Source organism: Paraburkholderia panacisoli (genome assembly GCF_008369935.1).
Classification (GTDB): domain Bacteria; phylum Pseudomonadota; class Gammaproteobacteria; order Burkholderiales; family Burkholderiaceae; genus Paraburkholderia; species Paraburkholderia panacisoli.
On the sequence record NZ_VTUZ01000010.1, the window covers coordinates 139005 to 154187 of the forward strand.

Annotated in this window: 16 protein-coding genes; 5 read left to right on the top strand and 11 right to left on the bottom strand. The window is 63.3% G+C overall.

The genetic code is table 11. The annotated features are described in order from the left end of the window. Nucleotides 1-38 precede the first annotated feature (38 nt). Together epsC and FVF58_RS17060 are read right to left on the bottom strand one after the other, a co-directional pair. Complete coding sequence (gene epsC / locus FVF58_RS17055; protein WP_149671046.1) at nucleotides 39-965, bottom strand: serine O-acetyltransferase EpsC; 927 nt, start codon at nucleotides 963-965, stop codon at nucleotides 39-41. A 151-nt stretch (nucleotides 966-1116) separates the two neighbouring features. Next, nucleotides 1117-1350, bottom strand: coding sequence for a hypothetical protein (locus FVF58_RS17060; protein ID WP_149671047.1), 234 nt, complete (start codon nucleotides 1348-1350; stop codon nucleotides 1117-1119). Between the two features lie 325 nt (nucleotides 1351-1675). Between FVF58_RS17060 and FVF58_RS17065 the strand changes: the two genes are divergently transcribed. Next, a complete protein-coding gene (locus FVF58_RS17065; RefSeq protein WP_149671165.1) occupies nucleotides 1676-2128 on the top strand; it encodes a DUF3005 domain-containing protein in 453 nt (150 codons plus the stop codon). 240 nt (nucleotides 2129-2368) lie between these two features. Continuing rightward, the gene (locus FVF58_RS17070) at nucleotides 2369-2974 is read left to right on the top strand and encodes a short chain dehydrogenase (RefSeq protein WP_149671048.1); all 606 of its coding nucleotides are present in this window, start codon (nucleotides 2369-2371) and stop codon (nucleotides 2972-2974) included. 149 nt (nucleotides 2975-3123) lie between these two features. Here the strand turns inward: FVF58_RS17070 and araD are convergent, their stop codons facing one another. The 7 genes from araD to FVF58_RS17105 all read right to left on the bottom strand — a co-directional run bounded on the left by araD (nucleotide 3124) and on the right by FVF58_RS17105 (nucleotide 11250). Continuing rightward, nucleotides 3124-4875, bottom strand: a complete 1752-nt coding sequence (gene araD / locus FVF58_RS17075; RefSeq protein ID WP_149671049.1) for an L-arabinonate dehydratase — start codon at nucleotides 4873-4875, stop codon at nucleotides 3124-3126. A 31-nt stretch (nucleotides 4876-4906) separates the two neighbouring features. Continuing rightward, a complete protein-coding gene (locus FVF58_RS17080) occupies nucleotides 4907-5836 on the bottom strand; it encodes an ABC transporter permease (protein ID WP_149671050.1) in 930 nt (309 codons plus the stop codon). Beyond that, nucleotides 5836-6726 (bottom strand): ABC transporter permease, encoded by an 891-nt coding sequence (locus FVF58_RS17085; RefSeq protein ID WP_149671051.1) that lies wholly within the window; start codon nucleotides 6724-6726, stop codon nucleotides 5836-5838. Before FVF58_RS17085 ends, FVF58_RS17080 begins: the two co-directional genes overlap by 1 nt. Continuing rightward, nucleotides 6723-7802: an ABC transporter ATP-binding protein gene (locus tag FVF58_RS17090; protein WP_149671052.1), complete on the bottom strand. Its 1080-nt coding sequence runs from the start codon at nucleotides 7800-7802 to the stop codon at nucleotides 6723-6725. The genes FVF58_RS17085 and FVF58_RS17090 overlap by 4 nt, the downstream gene beginning before the upstream one ends. Nucleotides 7803-7897: 95 nt before the next feature. Further along, a complete protein-coding gene (locus tag FVF58_RS17095; protein WP_149671053.1) occupies nucleotides 7898-9067 on the bottom strand; it encodes an extracellular solute-binding protein in 1170 nt (389 codons plus the stop codon). 271 nt (nucleotides 9068-9338) lie between these two features. After that, nucleotides 9339-10277, bottom strand: coding sequence for an SMP-30/gluconolactonase/LRE family protein (locus tag FVF58_RS17100; protein WP_149671054.1), 939 nt, complete (start codon nucleotides 10275-10277; stop codon nucleotides 9339-9341). Between the two features lie 37 nt (nucleotides 10278-10314). Beyond that, on the bottom strand, nucleotides 10315-11250 hold the full coding sequence (locus FVF58_RS17105) for a dihydrodipicolinate synthase family protein (protein WP_149671055.1): 936 nt from the start codon (nucleotides 11248-11250) through the stop codon (nucleotides 10315-10317). 559 nt (nucleotides 11251-11809) lie between these two features. Here FVF58_RS17105 and FVF58_RS17110 point away from each other — a divergent pair. Beyond that, nucleotides 11810-12514: a helix-turn-helix transcriptional regulator gene (locus FVF58_RS17110; RefSeq protein WP_149671166.1), complete on the top strand. Its 705-nt coding sequence runs from the start codon at nucleotides 11810-11812 to the stop codon at nucleotides 12512-12514. Here the strand turns inward: FVF58_RS17110 and FVF58_RS17115 are convergent. Beyond that, nucleotides 12498-12815 carry a helix-turn-helix domain-containing protein gene (locus FVF58_RS17115; RefSeq protein WP_149671056.1) on the bottom strand — a complete coding sequence of 106 codons (318 nt, stop codon included), beginning with the start codon at nucleotides 12813-12815 and terminating at the stop codon, nucleotides 12498-12500. The two genes, FVF58_RS17110 and FVF58_RS17115, sit on opposite strands and share 17 nt — an antisense overlap. 153 nt (nucleotides 12816-12968) lie before the next feature. Between FVF58_RS17115 and FVF58_RS17120 the strand changes: the two genes are divergently transcribed. Beyond that, nucleotides 12969-13562, top strand: a complete 594-nt coding sequence (locus tag FVF58_RS17120; protein WP_149671057.1) for an acyl-homoserine-lactone synthase — start codon at nucleotides 12969-12971, stop codon at nucleotides 13560-13562. A gap of 55 nt (nucleotides 13563-13617) precedes the next feature. Here the strand turns inward: FVF58_RS17120 and FVF58_RS17125 are convergent, their stop codons facing one another. Further along, complete coding sequence (locus tag FVF58_RS17125) at nucleotides 13618-14307, bottom strand: FadR/GntR family transcriptional regulator (RefSeq protein WP_149671058.1); 690 nt, start codon at nucleotides 14305-14307, stop codon at nucleotides 13618-13620. 286 nt (nucleotides 14308-14593) lie between these two features. Here FVF58_RS17125 and FVF58_RS17130 point away from each other — a divergent pair, with 286 nt between their 5' ends. After that, nucleotides 14594-15061: a universal stress protein gene (locus FVF58_RS17130; protein ID WP_149671059.1), complete on the top strand. Its 468-nt coding sequence runs from the start codon at nucleotides 14594-14596 to the stop codon at nucleotides 15059-15061. The last annotated feature ends 122 nt before the right edge of the window (nucleotides 15062-15183 follow it).

The following is a 15183-nucleotide window of genomic DNA, read 5'->3' on the forward strand; positions in this document are numbered from 1 at the left end:
GCGTGCGGCGGCACATCCCTCTCGATCCACGTGGCCCTTCAACGCCGCCCGTCATCGGTGCGCTCGCCTTCACGCACCTTGCCTTGCGACACGCTGCTGCCCGGCGGCACGCTATGCGTGAGCCACACATTGCCGCCGATCACCGAGCCGCGTCCGATCGTCACCCGCCCGAGTATCGTCGCGCCCGCATAAATCACCACGTCGTCCTCGACGATCGGATGACGCGCGTTGCCCTTGATCAACGCACCGTCGCCGTCCGCCGCGAAGCTCTTCGCGCCGAGCGTCACGGCCTGATACAAGCGCACCCGCTCGCCGATGATCGCGGTCTCGCCGATCACGACGCCCGTGCCATGGTCGATGAAGAAGCTTGGCCCGATTGTCGCGCCAGGATGAATGTCGATGCCGGTGGCCGAGTGCGCGATCTCGTTGATGAAACGCGCCAGCAATGGCACGCCGAGGCGATGCAACGCGTGCGCGAGCCGGTGATGGGTCATCGCCCACACACCCGGATAGCAGAGCAGGATTTCGGTGATGTGCTGCGCGGCGGGGTCGCCGGTGAAGGCCGCCTGTATGTCGCTGACCAGCAGCGCGCGAATCCCCGGTAACTGCGTGCCGAATTCGCGCGCGACGTCGAACGCGCGCTCTTTCAGATCCGCATCGGAGGTCGTCGCGAACTCGGGCAGAAAGCGCAACGCGCGGCGAATCTGTTCGGCGAGCAGGCGCAAGGTGCTCTCGAGTGTATGGCCGACGTAGTAGTCGACGGTCTCGTCGGTCAGATCGGGAGCGCCGTAGTGCGTGGGGAACAATGCCGCGCGCAGACCGGTCACGATGCCGACCACGGCTTCGCGAGATGGCAACTCGCGAATCCCGAGCGGATGCCGCGTGCGATGCAATTGTTCGCGCGACGCGCGCAGGTCTGCGACGATCTGTTCGAGACCCCAGTTGTGGGAAGGCTCGTTAGGCATAGAAGGACAGCGCCGTGCGGCGAGCACGGTTCAAAGTGATTATGCCGAGAGATTACCGCGTTTTGCCGCGCCTCGCGCAGTAGCCGGGCCGGCTGGCGCGCGCCGAGGTGAATGCGCTCGGGCGTTCATGGCTTTCGGCCGCGTGTCTTCTTCAGATGGTCACGCTGCTCGCGTCGATCCAGCGCACTGCCCAATCGCGCGCATGGGCGATGGCGGTGGCTTCGTCGGAGAAGCGCAACTCGGTGGGGAAGAAACGGTTGGCGACCAGTTCGCCGTCGCTCGAGCGCGAGATGACCACATAAGGTTGCCAAGTGCCATCGACCGCGCGTGCCGGCGCGCAATTCAACAAATAGCCGCGATGTGTGAATGCAGCATCGAAGTGCATGTGTCACCCGCCCTGACAGCCCCGTAAAATGTTTTGAGTCGCGCGACCGTTGTTCATTGTTTCCGACCAGGATTGGATTAGCCGGGCCATGTCGTCAATTTAACCGCGCTTCGCTCGTCGGAGTAAGATCATACTCTGTAGAAAATACGCGTCCATTAAAAAAAACGAAAAGAATCCCCGACGCAATCGCCTGGTGAAATGCCCGTCATGTGTATCGCATTGCGGGCGTCGCGCCCGCGCACCGCAACACGCGCGCGAGCGAGCCGTGCCGGGCGGAATGGGTTTTGCTGACCTTCAACCATGTCCTCTTCAAGGAGAACGCATGATGAACAGCGATATCGACAAGCCGGCAGACGCCGCGACGCCACCGGCCAAGCGCGGCCCGAGCACGACAGAGATGCACAACGACCGCACGCACGACAGCACCGTCGACACCGACGGCAAGAACCTCGAAGCCGCGCGCATCGCGGGCCACAGCCCGATCTCGCCGGACGAGATCACCACCAGCAATGCAAGCCTGGACAACAGCGTGCCCGAGGCGAACGACGGCATGGCCGGCTTCGACAGCCGGATTGGCGGCAACCATCTGCTGCTCGCGCTCGAACCGGGCTACACGGTGATCGACAAAGGCATGGTCGAACCGCAAGGCGCCTATTCCGCCGACGATCAGTTCGACGACTCGCGGCCGCTCAGCAGCTACAGAGAGCGCGGGCGCATCCATTACGCGGTGAATCATTTGCGGCCCACACGCGTGATTGAATTACATCGTGTGAAATAAACGTGCTTGAGGCGTGGTTGCGTTTGAAATTCGCCATTTATTCCTATTAATCAATGAATATCAAGGTGCGCATCGTTTGAATAATGGTGCGCACCTTGCTTTGTTTCTCCGCGTTGGAAACTCGGGTTGCAGAATCCCCTTGGCGCGGCGGGGCTTTTTCGCACGGACGAACACCGGCACAATCGGTTGCAAGCAGGTCGAAAGCAGGTCGCATCCCCATCGCACTCAACGGAGCATCGGATGAAAAAAATCGTCGTGATCGGCGCCAACGGCACGCTGGGCCAGGCAGTCAGCGCGGAGTTGCGGGCGCGCCATGAAGTGATCGAAGTGGGCATGACGCGCGGGCAGTATCGCGCCGATATCACGGATCCGGCGAGCGTCGAGCGGCTCTTCGGCGAGATCGGCAAAGTGGACGGCGTCGTCACCGCAACCGGCAAGGTGCATTTCGGGCCGCTGCCGGAGATGAGCATCGAACAGTTCTGGGTCGGTCTGCGCGACAAGCTGATGGGCCAGATCAACGTGGTGCTGTCCGCACAGCAATACGTGAACGACGGCGGTTCGTTCACGCTGACGAGCGGAATCATCGCCGACGAGCCGATTCGCCTCGGCGCGAGCGCGACCACGGTCAACATGGCGCTCGAAGGTTTCGTGCGCGGCGCGGCGATCGAGTTGCCGCGCGGGATCCGCATTAACGTGGTGAGTCCGACGGTGCTCACCGAAGCGATGGACGCTTATGCGCCCTACTTCCGCGGCTTCGAGCCAGTGACGGCGCAACGCGCGGCGCTCGCTTATTTGCGCAGCGTGGAAGGCGCGCAGACGGGCCGGGTGTATCGCGTGGGGTATTGATGACGGCCTGATGGAATCACGCGGGAAACGCGCGCTGCGGTCTCGCCGCATCGCGCCCCTCTCTCGCGCTATAGCGCCGCTCTGTGACGCCGGCTGTGCCTCACGACGGCCTTCGACGAACCCGTTGCCTCCCGTGCGGCGAACGTCGCTCAGTGAATCTCCGGCTCGCCTGGCTTGTCCGCATCCGGGCCGGCATGCGCACCGCCACGCTGCAGAAAATCGAAGTCGCAGCCCTGATTCGCCTGCATCACATGCACCTGATGCATCGCGCCGTAGCCGCGCGTGAAGCGCGGCGCCGGCCTGACCCACGCGGCCTTGCGGCGCGCGAGCTGCTCGTCCGACACCAGCAGGTTGAGCCTGCGGCGCGGCACGTCCAGCTCGATCATGTCGCCGCTTTGTACCAGCGCGAACGGCCCGCCGACAAACGACTCCGGCGCGATGTGCAACACGCACGCGCCGTAACTCGTGCCGCTCATCCGTGCATCCGAGATTCGCACCATATCGCGCACACCCTTTCGCAGCAGCTTGCGCGGTATCGGTAATTGCCCCCATTCGGGCATGCCCGGCGCGCCCACCGGCCCGGCATGCTGAAGCACGATCACGCAGGTCTCGTCGATGTCGAGCGCTTCGTCGTCGATGCGTGCGGCCATGTCGGTGTAGTCCTGGAACACGACCGCGCGACCGGTATGCACGAGCAGATGCGGCTCGGCGGCGCCGGGTTTGATCACCGCGCCATCGGGCGCGATATTGCCGCGCAGCACCGCGAGCCCGCTGTTCGGCAACAGCGGTTTGTCGAGGCGGCGAATCACTTCGTCGTTGAAAATCTGCGCGCCTTCGAGGTTCTCGCCGAGCGTGCGGCCATTGACGGTTTTCTGCGAACGGTCGATCAGCTCGCCCAGTTCGGCGAGCAGCGCCCGCAAACCGCCCGCATAGAAAAAGTCCTCCATCAGATACGCGCCGGTCGGCCGCACGTTCGCCAATACCGGCGTGCGGCGCGAGATGTCGTCATAGCGATCGAGCGTCAACTCGATGCCCGCGCGGCGCGCGAGGGCGATCATGTGCACGATCGCGTTGGTCGAGCCGGACAGCGCGAGGCACGTGGTCACGGCGTTGTCGACCGAGCCGGCGGTGAGCAGGTCCGACGGCTTCAGATCCTCCCACACCATGTCGACGATGCGCATGCCGGTCTTCACCGCCATCTGCGCATGACGCGAATCCGCAGCGGGAATCGATGCGAAGCCGGGCAGCGTGAAGCCGAGCGCTTCGGCCGCGCTCGTCATGGTCGACGCGGTGCCCATCGTCATGCAGTGCCCCGGCGAGCGCGCGATGCCGCCCTCGATGCCTTGCCAGTCCTCCTGCGTGATCGTCTGCGCGCGCAGTTCGGCCCAGTACTTCCACGCGTCCGAGCCGGAGCCGAGCAACACGCCGTTCCAGTTGCCGCGCAGCATCGGACCGGCGGGCAGGAAGATCGCCGGCAGATCCATCGAGATCGCGCCCATCAGCAGCGCGGGCGTGGTCTTGTCGCAACCGCCCATCAGCACGACGCCGTCGGCGGGATAGGAGCGCAGCGTCTCCTCGGCTTCCATCGCGAGGAAATTGCGGTACAGCATCGTGGTGGGCTTCTGGAACGGCTCGGAGAGCGTCTGCACCGGCAGTTCGACCGGAAAGCCGCCGGCTTGCCAGATGCCGCGCTTCACCTCTTCGACGCGTTGCTTGAAATGCGTGTGGCACGCGTTGATCTCGCTCCACGTGTTGAGAATCGCGATGACCGGCTTGCCCGCATACTCCTCACGGTTGTAGCCCATCTGCGCGGTGCGCGAGCGGTGGCCGAACGAGCGCAGATCGTTCAGACCGTACCAGCGGTGGCTGCGCAACTCCTCGGGGGTCTTTCTCTTCGTCAACGTCGGCTCCACGGATGTCGTCGGACGTGCGTCAGCGCTTCTGCTCCTTCACGCGCGACACGATCTGCGTCGGGCTCACGAATTGCAGCGCGATCAGCACCCAGATCAGCGTGATCGCCATGTAGATCATCGCCATCGCATCGATCGATTGCGGAGCGCGCACGCCGGTTGAAAATACAGCGTAGTACAACGCGACCACCAGCGTTTGCGTAGCGGGCCCCGCCGTGAAGAAAGTCAGTTCGAACATGCCGATGGTGCGCACCAGCACCAGCAGTCCGGCCGCGAGCATGCCGGGCACCAGCAGGGGCAGCAGCACATAGCGGAAATAGCGGAACGTGTTGGCGCCGAAAATGCGGGCGGCCGCTTCGAGATTGGGGTCGATCTGCTCGATGAACGGCGTCATCACGAGGATCACGAACGGCAACGCGGGCACCAGATTCGCGACGATCACGCCGCTCAGCGTGCCCGCGAGGCCAACCTTGTACATGACGGTCGCCATCGGAATACCGTAGGTGACGGGCGGCACCATCAACGGCAGCAGGAAGATCAGCATCGCCATGCGCTTGCCGCGAAATTGCACGCGTGCGAGCGCATACGCCGCCGGCACGCCGAGCAGCACCGACAGCAGCACGACCGCGCCGACCACTTCGACGGTCACCCACAGCACGCTCGCGAGCTGGAAATCGCTCCACGCCTGCGCATACCAGTGCAGCGTGAAGCCTTGCGGCAGCAAGGTGCCGAACCAGCGCGTCGCTACCGAATTGACCGCGACGGTGGCAATCAGCAGCACCACGTTGAGCAGGAAGAACACCATCACGGCCCATACCAGCACCCGCCACACGCGGCCCGGCAAACCGGCGCGCTGCGTCTCGCGCTTGACGGGTTCGCGCGCGCCGTCGCCCTGATCTTTCGACGCGGCCGCGGACCACGCGGGCTGCGCCGCACGATGCTCGCTCGTCATCAGCCTTTGCCTCCCGTTGCCGGACCGCTGTAGAAGAAGCGGCGCGCGCCCAACAGCGCGGCCACCACCAGCAATTGCACGAAGCCCATCACCATCGCGATCGCGGAGGCGAGCGAATAGTCATAGCTTTCGAACGCGGCTTCGGCCGCGGCGATCGACATTACGCGCGTCGGACCGGCGGGCGCGCCGAGCAGCACCGCCGATGGAAACACCGAGAACGCCTGCACGAACGACAGGCACGCGGCCATCGTCAGCCCCGGCACCAGCAGCGGCAAATAGATGCGGCGAAACTGCTGCCACGGACTCGCGCCGAGCGTCGCCGCCGCGCTCGCGAGCGTCGGGTCGATGCCGGTCACGTACGACAGCGTCAGCAGAAACGCGAACGGAAAGCCCGACACGATCAGCGAGATCAGCACGCCCCAGAAGTTATGCGTGAGGCGCACTTCGCGCGTGTACAGATGCAAGCCCTGCAAGGCTTGCGGAAACCAGCCGTTGGGGCCGAAGTAGGTCAGCATGCCGTCGGCGATCAGCACCGTCCCGAGCGTCACCGGAATCACCAGCAGCGTCGTGACGATCTTCTGATAGCGCGAATAGCGGCGCAGCGCGAACGCCACCGGCACCGACACGCCGACGTTGATCAGCGTCGCGGGCACCGCGAGCTTCAGGGTGACGAGAATCGTCGGCCACATCGACGTGTCGGTGAAGAACGTCAGATAATTGGCCCACAGGCCGCCGCCGTTCATCGGCCGGAACGACAGCGCGAGACCGTACGCAAACGGATAGATGAAGGTCGCGGCGATGAACAGCAGCGCCGGTGCGACCAGCCACGCCTTGGCGTCGCGCGGCACGAGCGGCGGGGAACCGGGCGGCGACAGCGCGGGCGTGTTCATGCGGCCTCGGCGTCGTAGACGAGCACGCGCGACGGCGGCACGCGCAGACTGATGCGCTCGCCCTGCGTGAATTCGCCGACGCTGCGCGCCCACACGCTGCCGAAGGCGGTCTGCACGCGCAGCAGCGAATCGTGGCCGCCGTATTCGACGGCGTCCACCAGCGCGTCGAACGCGTTGTCCGCGCCTGGCACGGTGCGCTCCATGTCCTCGGGACGCAGCGCGACGCTCACCCGTTTGCTGTTAAAACCCGCCATCGGCGTGCCGATCAGACGCACGCCGTTCGCGCTCACCGCCACGCCTTCGCCTTCGGTGCCTTCGAGCGTGAATTCGGCTACGTTCCGATAACCCATGAATCGCGCGACATGCAGATTGCGCGGCCGCGTGTAGACCTCTTTGGGCGACGCGACCTGCTGCACCACGCCCTCTCTCATCACGACGATGCGGTCCGCCATCGACAACGCTTCGTCCTGATCGTGCGTCACGTAGAGCGTCGCGCGTTCGAGCTGGCTATGGATGCGGCGAATTTCCGCGCGCATTTCGATGCGCAGCTTGGTGTCGAGATTGGATAGCGGTTCGTCCATCAGAATCAGCGGCGGCTCGATCACGATCGCGCGCGCGATCGCCACGCGCTGTTGCTGACCGCCGGACAACTGGCCGGGCAGCTTGTGCTCATGACCGACCAGTTGCACGAGTTGCAACGCTTCGAGCACGCGCCGCTTTGCTTCGCTTTTGCCGACGCCGCGCATCTTCAGGCCGAAGCCGACGTTATCGAGCACGCTCATATGCGGAAACAGCGCGTAGTTCTGAAACACCATGCCGAAGCCGCGCTTTTCCGGCGGCAGCACGTCGATGCGTTTGTCGTCGAGCCAGATGCCGCCGCCGCTCAGCGGTTGCAAGCCAGCGATGCAATTGAGCGCCGTCGATTTGCCGCAACCGGAAGGCCCAAGCAACGCGATGAACTCGCCGCGCTGGATCGTCAGATCGAGTTCCTGCAGCGCCGCGATCGCATGGCCTTGCGCATTCGTGAAACTGCGGCTCACCGAATCGAGCCGCAACTGTTCAAAGTGATGCTTCATGGCGGTTTCCTGATACGCGCGACGCGTCGACGTGGCTGGCGCCCTGTCGACGTGTCACGCGTGAATCGCGACGGCATGCATGGCTGATGCGCGGGCTATTTGGTCTTCTGTGCGCCGACCTCGGTGTCCCACTTCTTGAAAGCCGCGACCATCGCGGACGCATTCAACGGCAACGCATGCGGTCGATCGGCCAGCAGCTTCGCGTATTCCGGGCGGCCGTACTTCTTCAGCACGTCCTGGCTGTGCGCGGGCGCCTGCTCGACGCTCACGCCCTTGATCGCCGGGCCGGGATAGAAATAGCCGTCGTCATAGGTCATGGCCTGCTGCGCCGGTTCGAGCATGAAGTTCATCATCTTGTAGAGCACGTCGAGCTTTTCCTTCGGCACACCCTTCGGAATCACCATGAAGTGCGCGTCGTTCACCCACGTCATGTTGTCGAATGCCTGCACGCGGAATTCGGCCGGGACGATGCCGAGCGCTCGTGGATTGATGTCCCAGCCCGTCACCGTCACGGTCATGTCGCGCGTGCCCTCGCCGAGTTCCTTCATCACCGCCGACGTGCCGCCAGGATAATAAGGAATGCAATCGTTCAACTGCTTCAGGAAGGCCCACGTCTTGTCCCAGCCGTGAATCGGGTCCTGTGGATCCTTGTCGCCGAGCACATAGGGCAGGCCCATCAGGAACGTGCGGCCCGGACCGGAGTTCGCCGGCCTTGCGTAGATCAGCTTATCCGGATGCGCCTTGCACCATTGCAACAGCTGCTCGGGCGTTTTGGGCGGATCGCTGACCTTGGCGGGATTGAATTCGAGCAGCGGACCGGCCGGCATATACGCGACTTCGAGACCGTAGCCTTGCGCGAGATCCTGCATCTTGCGCGGACCCGGCGCGTAATTGTCGAGCACGCCGGGGAACTGCGCCGCGTTGTCGGGCAGCAGCTTGATCCACAGATTCTGTTCGATGCCGGCAGCCAGCGCGTCCGTGCCGGTCAGCACGAGGTCGATGTCGGAGCGGCCCGCGCCCTGCATCGCCTTGATCTTGCCGGGCAACTGCGGAGCGGGTGCGTTCGTGAAGGTGAGATTGGCGACGAGGTTCGGATACTTCGCCTTGAAGGCCTCGAAGCCCTTTTGCGTGAGTTGCAGATCGCCGGCCACGTCGACGATATTGATGGTGACTGGATCGGCCGCGTGCGCGGCGGATGCGAATGCGGCGCTTGCCGCGAGACATACTGACACCAGCTTGAGCGACAACCTGCGTGAAACAGTCATTGCGTCTCCTCGCTTCTTGGTATGGAAGTCCGCCTGTCAGATGCGCTGCGGGCGGTGTCTGTCTACCCAACGGAACATAGCGAAGCGGAACAGCCGATGTCAAGCAAATACTCTCGACGGCATACGGGTCGAAGAATCGCCCGCTTTTTGCGGGGAAACCTTGTCGTGCAACGGTTTATGCGCTGTATCCAAGGGCAAACCCGGAGCCTCTGCCGAGTCCGCCTCACGCGTTGTCAGGCAAGCTGCGAACGCGTGGTGCCGACGCTTACGATCAGCCGCCCTGCATGCCCTGCGTGTTCACGTATAGCGAATACAGGCCGTGGCTCGCCGCCATGAACAGCCGGTTGCGGTGGCGTCCGCCGAAGCACACGTTCGCGCAGCGCTCCGGCAATGCGATGTGGCCAAGTGGCTCGCCTTGCGCGCTGAACACGCGCACGCCGTCGAGTTCGTCGGTGCCCATGCCCCAGCCGCACCACAAGTTGCCGTGCACGTCGACGCGAAAGCCGTCCGGCGTGCCCGGGCCCGCGTCGATCAGCACGCGGTTGTTCGACAGGGTGGCGCCATTGCCGACGACATCGAACGCGCGAATCTTGCGCGGCTCGCCGCGCGATTCGACGATGTACAACACCGACTCGTCCGGCGAAAACGCAAGGCCGTTCGGGCCGAGCACGCCGTCGGCGACCACCGACACTTCGCCCGATTGCCCGTCGATGCGATACACGCACGGCGGCAGTTCCGACTCCTGCCGCTCGCCTTCATAGAAACCGTCGATACCGAAGGTGGGATCGGTGAACCAGATCGAGCCGTCCGATTTCACGATCACGTCGTTCGGCGAATTGAAACGCTTGCCGTGATAACCGTCGGCGAGCACGGTGATCGAGCCGTCGTATTCGGTGCGCGTTACGCGGCGCGTGAGGTGCTCGCAACTGACGAGGCGGCCCTGGCGGTCGCGCGTATGGCCGTTCGCATTGTTCGATGACTGCCGGAACACGCTGACCGTGCCGCTCGGTTCGTCCCAGCGCAGAATGCGGTCGTTGGGGATGTCGCTCCACAGCAGATAGCGGCCGTCGCCAAACCAGACCGGCCCTTCCGACCAGCGTGTGCCCTGATACAGACACTCGACGGAAGCGGAGGCGAGGATCAGCGACTTGAAGCGCGGATCGAATGTGCGGATCGAGGGGTCGGGATAGCGTCGGCTGTTGTCGGTCATGCTGGTGCCTTGTGCCCTGTGTTTTGGGTTGGGAAACTTACGCGTTGGTGTGTGCGAACTCGCGCTCCTGCACGAGCAGCGCTCGCGCGGCCTGGCCGATCTTCGCATGATGTTCGGGCGGCGTCGAACTGAGCAGCGGTAATAGCGGGCCCATGTCGGCGATCTGCGTGAAGCTGACCGCGTCGTGCAGTACGCGGATCAGCGAGATTTCGTCGCGCAGGGTCTCAAGCGGCATGAACGCGTCGTACAGACGTTGCGCGGTCTCGCGATCGCCACTTTTGGCCGCTTGCAGCAAGGCCATTACCATGCGCGGCGCGATGCAGCCCGAGCCCGTGGTCCATGCCGCAAGGCCGAACTCGCGCAGATGCACGAGCGCCGGCCGCTCGCCCATGCCCGACACGAGCTGGCCGGCCGGCACGTGCTGCAGAAGCCGGCGCAGATAGGGATCGTCCGCGGGGTTGTCGCGCACGATCGCATATTTGACGGCGAGCAGCGTGCCTCGCTCGATCAACCGCGCAAGCGCGTCCACATCCACGTAGCTTTCGCTCTTGATGTACAGCGTCAGCGGCATGCCCGCCGTGTCGGCGATGCGCGTGAGCCCCGCCTCGACGCCCTCGGAAGTCGTGAAGCCGCCGAGCGGCAGCACCATGGCCGTCCGATAGCGGGTTTGCGCGAGGATGCGCGCCTGATCGAGCATTTTCCCGTAGTCGGGGCCGATGGCCGGGATCACGCGCGTGTCGGGGCCCGCGGCGTCGGCCAGCAGGTCCAGCAAATCGCCGTATTCGCTGACCGCAATGTGATAGAGGTTCGCATTGCCGCCGTAGAGCAGCGTGCGCACGCCGCCGGTTTCAATATGGCGGATTAGCGCGAGATTTTCGGCGGGGTCGAGCGTATGGTCGGCGCGTCGCGCCAACGGCGGCACCGCCATGACCGACGCGGCGAACTCGCCACTGTGGAGCGGGGATTCGTTCATGTCGCCTCAAGCCTCGCGCGGGATGGGGCGTTCACGGTAGCATCGGCCTCGCGATGTTGTCAAACAACTTGGATCACGACCGGCGTAGCGGATGGGCCACCGAAATTCGCGAAGATAGCGACCTGTGGAGCGGTTGTTCTGTACGACAATAGACCCTAAGCGCAGCGCCGAAAGTCGTCACATTGTGGGCAGCCGCGGGCGATCTGGCCAATTAGCGCGGTAGTGTCCGACAATCGGCATAACGGTTAATTAAAATTGATCGATAATAATGTTGCCACTGGCACGCTTCTAAATGACTGCCACAAGAGAATTACAATTTCATGATCCGCGAACTTAATCGGGCTAAAAAGCGGATTCGAATAGCGACGTATTGATTTGCTCGTGGAACCCCCGCCCCGGTGCTCTTATACGGAAGCGCCGCCCGGCGCTGTGAAATAAATTTAGTGTTAGATTGTGAACATAAAAGCAGCGGCACCCCATGCCGTGCCGCAATTAACCGCAACGGGATGGTTGCGAGCCCGAGAGAGTTAAGAAATTGTCGCTACATTTTATCGAGCAGATGGCACCGCTGATGGATGCCGCCGACGAGGCGCAGTGGTTCGGTGCGATCGCAAGTCTCGCCGAGACATGGGGCTTCGACAGGCTTTTGGTCGCCATGTTGCCGCGCCCGACCATGCGCCTGGAAGATGCATACATACGCAGCACCTACGCGGCCGCATGGCGCCAGAGGTACGACAAAGAGGGGCTGGCTCATATCGACCCGACCGTCGCGCATTGCATGACGCGCGCGGCACCGCTGATCTGGTCGCCGGGAATTTTCGCGACCACCGCGCAGCAAGCCATGTACGAGGAAGCCTGCTCATACGGGTTGCGCGCCGGGGTAACGGTACCGATTCATGGTCCGAACCAGGAAGCCGGCATGCTGTGCTTCGTCAATGACAGCAGTTCGAGCGACGAATTCCAGCGCCATGTGAACGCGGCGCTGCCGAATCTGGTGTTATTGCGCGACCTGGTGATCGATACCAGCCAGCGCCATCTGGAGACGCACGCTCAGACCTTATTGCCCAAGCTCACGCCGCGCGAACGCGAGTGCCTCAAATGGACCGCACGCGGCAAATCCACCTGGGAGATATCCCATATCCTGAACTGTTCGGAAGCCGTGGTGAACTTCCATATGAAAAACATCAGGACGAAGTTCGGTGTGAATTCGCGGCGTGCGGCCGCCGTGATTGCGGCGCAACTCGGGCTTATTGACCCGGGTTGAGCAGCGCAGCGGCGTCGCGGCTGTACAGCACCCGCTCGGCGCGGCCCAGATCGGCGTCGGAAACGGTCTTGGTGAAGTACAGGCCCAGCAGGATCGACACCGGCGCCGGGATCTCGGCACCCGATTCAAACCGGCTGCCGCGCGACTGCGTAACCCCAAAACGTGCCCAGAAGCGGCGCTGGCTCTCTTTTTTCTTCTTGCGGTAAGCAATGATCAGTACACGATCCACCGCCGAAGAAACCTCCGCCGGACGCGCCTGAAGACCGGTTTGCGGTTGCCAGTGATTTTCGAGAAGTTCCATTTGGATGCCCTGTCGGTTGAGTGCGGATACGTGTCTCGAATTCTGCGATACCCGATAAGCATCCACACCTATCCAGGTAGGTAGGTGGCGGAACAATTCAAAATGCATAAGTTTTCCAGCGTATTGGTATCCCAACACGTTCAGGAGAACGCCATGCAAACAGCCATCCGGATCGGAATGCGGCAGGAATTTGACAACGCGGACATCAACGAGATGTACCGCCTGCGGGCTCGGGTGTTTCACGGGCGGCTTGGGTGGGACATCCCGACCATCGCGGGCATGGAAATTGACGGATACGACGCCCTCGGGCCGCACTACATGCTGATTCACGGGGATGACGGACAGTTACGCGGCTGTTGGCGTCTGATGCCGACCGAAGGCCCCAATATGCTGAAGGATACCTTCCCCCAGCTGCTGCACGGTGAGCAGGCGCCGGTCGGGCGGGAGATCTGGGAGTTGAGCCGGTTTGCCATCGAAACCGGAGGCGAAGAACAGTCGTTCGGTTTCACGGACCTGACGATTCAGGTCATCCAGGAAGTCATGAAATTCGCGCAGCGGATGGGCATCACGCGCTACGTCACCGTGACCACCACGCCAATCGAACGGCTGCTGCGCAGAACCGGCATTGACATTAGCCGGCTCGGGGCGCCGGTGCAGATCGGCGTGGAGCGGGCGGTCGCGCTGAATGTCGCGGTGAGTCCCAAGACGCTCACGGCCCTGTTCGGGCCGATCGCGGTCGCGGCCTAGCCCGCAGACGCAGTGGCGGCTTTCCGATGACCCGGTTGAACCGATGCGCGAAAACTCAGGAACCGAACATCCGCTCCAGCGCATTCTCGAGGTGCGCGCGCATCGCCGTTGCAGCGCCTTCGGCGTCCTTGCGGCGAATCGCGTCGAGCACCGCCATATGCTCGGCCTGTACGAGTCGCTGCCGCTCCACCGTCTTGACGAGCGACAGATTGCGCGACAGGTTCATGCTGAACAGGATCTGTTCCTCGATGAACGACATGACCGTGATGAAAAACGGGTTCTTCGACGCGCGCGCCACCGCCAGGTGGAACATGAAATCGTCTTGCGCGCCGATGCCCCGCGTTTCGATGACGCGCTCCAGTTCATCCCAGGCATGCTGAATCGCGGCGATGTCGTCGGAGTCGGCTTTGAGCGCCGCCTGCCCGGCCGCGCCGGCCTCGGTGATGATGCGAAACTCATAGCAACGGCGGATATCGGACAGCGTTTCCAGTGGCGCAAAGCGGCGCACGTCCGGATCGGGCCGCCGCGCGACCGTGGTGCCCGAGCCGTGCCGCGTCGTGATGATGCCGTCCGCCCGCAGGCGCGCCAACGCTTCGCGCACAGTCGGCCGAGAGGTCGCGAAGCGTTCGGCCAGCGCGTGTTCGGTCGGCAAGCGCTCACCTTCCTTGTACTCGCCTTCAAGAATGCGATTGAGGATGTCGCCGTAGATCTTCTCGGGCAGGCCCGTGGTTTTGCGCTCGGTCATCAGCGGGGCTGAAGCAGCTTGTCTGAATATGGCTCGATTGTAAGGCCAACCTCGCCTGGCACTCGTTTGCGATTGTGCGTTCCGATTGACGCTTCGGCGCCGGCGCCCGCCCTAGCAGGCCTCGGCGCCGAAGCGCCGCCGTCGAAAATTTGACAAGTATTTGATTTACATCCTGGTCGAGTGCATCTTTTTCGGCAATCATCTAAGCTTCGTTGGTATAAAAGATCAATGAGCCTCGCCGTGATGAACGGCTGCGGCATACTGATTTTTCAGACGCGGAGCCGATATGTACACACGCATCCTTGTAGCGGTCGACGGCAGCAATACATCCCGCCGTGCATTCGAAGCAGCGCTCGATCTCGCCAAATCCAGCGGCGCTGTTCTGCGGCCTTTGTACGTCGTCGAGAACACGCCGATGTACTTCGAAGCGCCAGGCTATGACCCGTCCATACTGCGCAACCGTCTGATCGAAGAAGGCAAGGAACTGCGCGCGGAATTCGCCAAGACCATGGCCGAACAAGGCGTGCAGGGAGACCCCGCGGTGAGCGAGGCATCGTCGCTCGGCGACGTGTCGGAGATCGTGCTGCAGGCCGCCGCCGAATTCAATGCCGACCTGCTGGTCATGGGCACGCACGGTCGACGCGGTTTCCAGCGGCTGATTCTCGGCAGCGTCGCCGAGCGCTGCGTGCGCCAGGCGAGCCTACCCGTGCTGCTGATTCCATCTGCCGCAGGTCAGGACAAGGAACCGGCCTGATCCGGCGGCGGCTCGATTTGCACCTGTCGATTTGCGCCCGTCATTCGCCATGTCGAGCGGCAGTGCGCACTGCACCGCCATTCAAGAGATGCATAGTAGTCCGTAACCCGATTCACCCGCGA

Coding starts and splice junctions, on each gene's coding strand:
- epsC (WP_149671046.1), bottom strand. CDS start 965: ATGCCTAACGAGCCTTCCCACAACTGGGGTCTCGAACAGATCGTCGCA.
- FVF58_RS17060 (WP_149671047.1), bottom strand. CDS start 1,350: ATGCACTTCGATGCTGCATTCACACATCGCGGCTATTTGTTGAATTGC.
- FVF58_RS17065 (WP_149671165.1), top strand. CDS start 1,676: ATGAACAGCGATATCGACAAGCCGGCAGACGCCGCGACGCCACCGGCC.
- FVF58_RS17070 (WP_149671048.1), top strand. CDS start 2,369: ATGAAAAAAATCGTCGTGATCGGCGCCAACGGCACGCTGGGCCAGGCA.
- FVF58_RS17080 (WP_149671050.1), bottom strand. CDS start 5,836: ATGACGAGCGAGCATCGTGCGGCGCAGCCCGCGTGGTCCGCGGCCGCG.
- FVF58_RS17085 (WP_149671051.1), bottom strand. CDS start 6,726: ATGAACACGCCCGCGCTGTCGCCGCCCGGTTCCCCGCCGCTCGTGCCG.
- FVF58_RS17090 (WP_149671052.1), bottom strand. CDS start 7,802: ATGAAGCATCACTTTGAACAGTTGCGGCTCGATTCGGTGAGCCGCAGT.
- FVF58_RS17095 (WP_149671053.1), bottom strand. CDS start 9,067: ATGACTGTTTCACGCAGGTTGTCGCTCAAGCTGGTGTCAGTATGTCTC.
- FVF58_RS17100 (WP_149671054.1), bottom strand. CDS start 10,277: ATGACCGACAACAGCCGACGCTATCCCGACCCCTCGATCCGCACATTC.
- FVF58_RS17105 (WP_149671055.1), bottom strand. CDS start 11,250: ATGAACGAATCCCCGCTCCACAGTGGCGAGTTCGCCGCGTCGGTCATG.
- FVF58_RS17110 (WP_149671166.1), top strand. CDS start 11,810: ATGGCACCGCTGATGGATGCCGCCGACGAGGCGCAGTGGTTCGGTGCG.
- FVF58_RS17115 (WP_149671056.1), bottom strand. CDS start 12,815: ATGGAACTTCTCGAAAATCACTGGCAACCGCAAACCGGTCTTCAGGCG.
- FVF58_RS17120 (WP_149671057.1), top strand. CDS start 12,969: ATGCAAACAGCCATCCGGATCGGAATGCGGCAGGAATTTGACAACGCG.
- FVF58_RS17125 (WP_149671058.1), bottom strand. CDS start 14,307: ATGACCGAGCGCAAAACCACGGGCCTGCCCGAGAAGATCTACGGCGAC.
- FVF58_RS17130 (WP_149671059.1), top strand. CDS start 14,594: ATGTACACACGCATCCTTGTAGCGGTCGACGGCAGCAATACATCCCGC.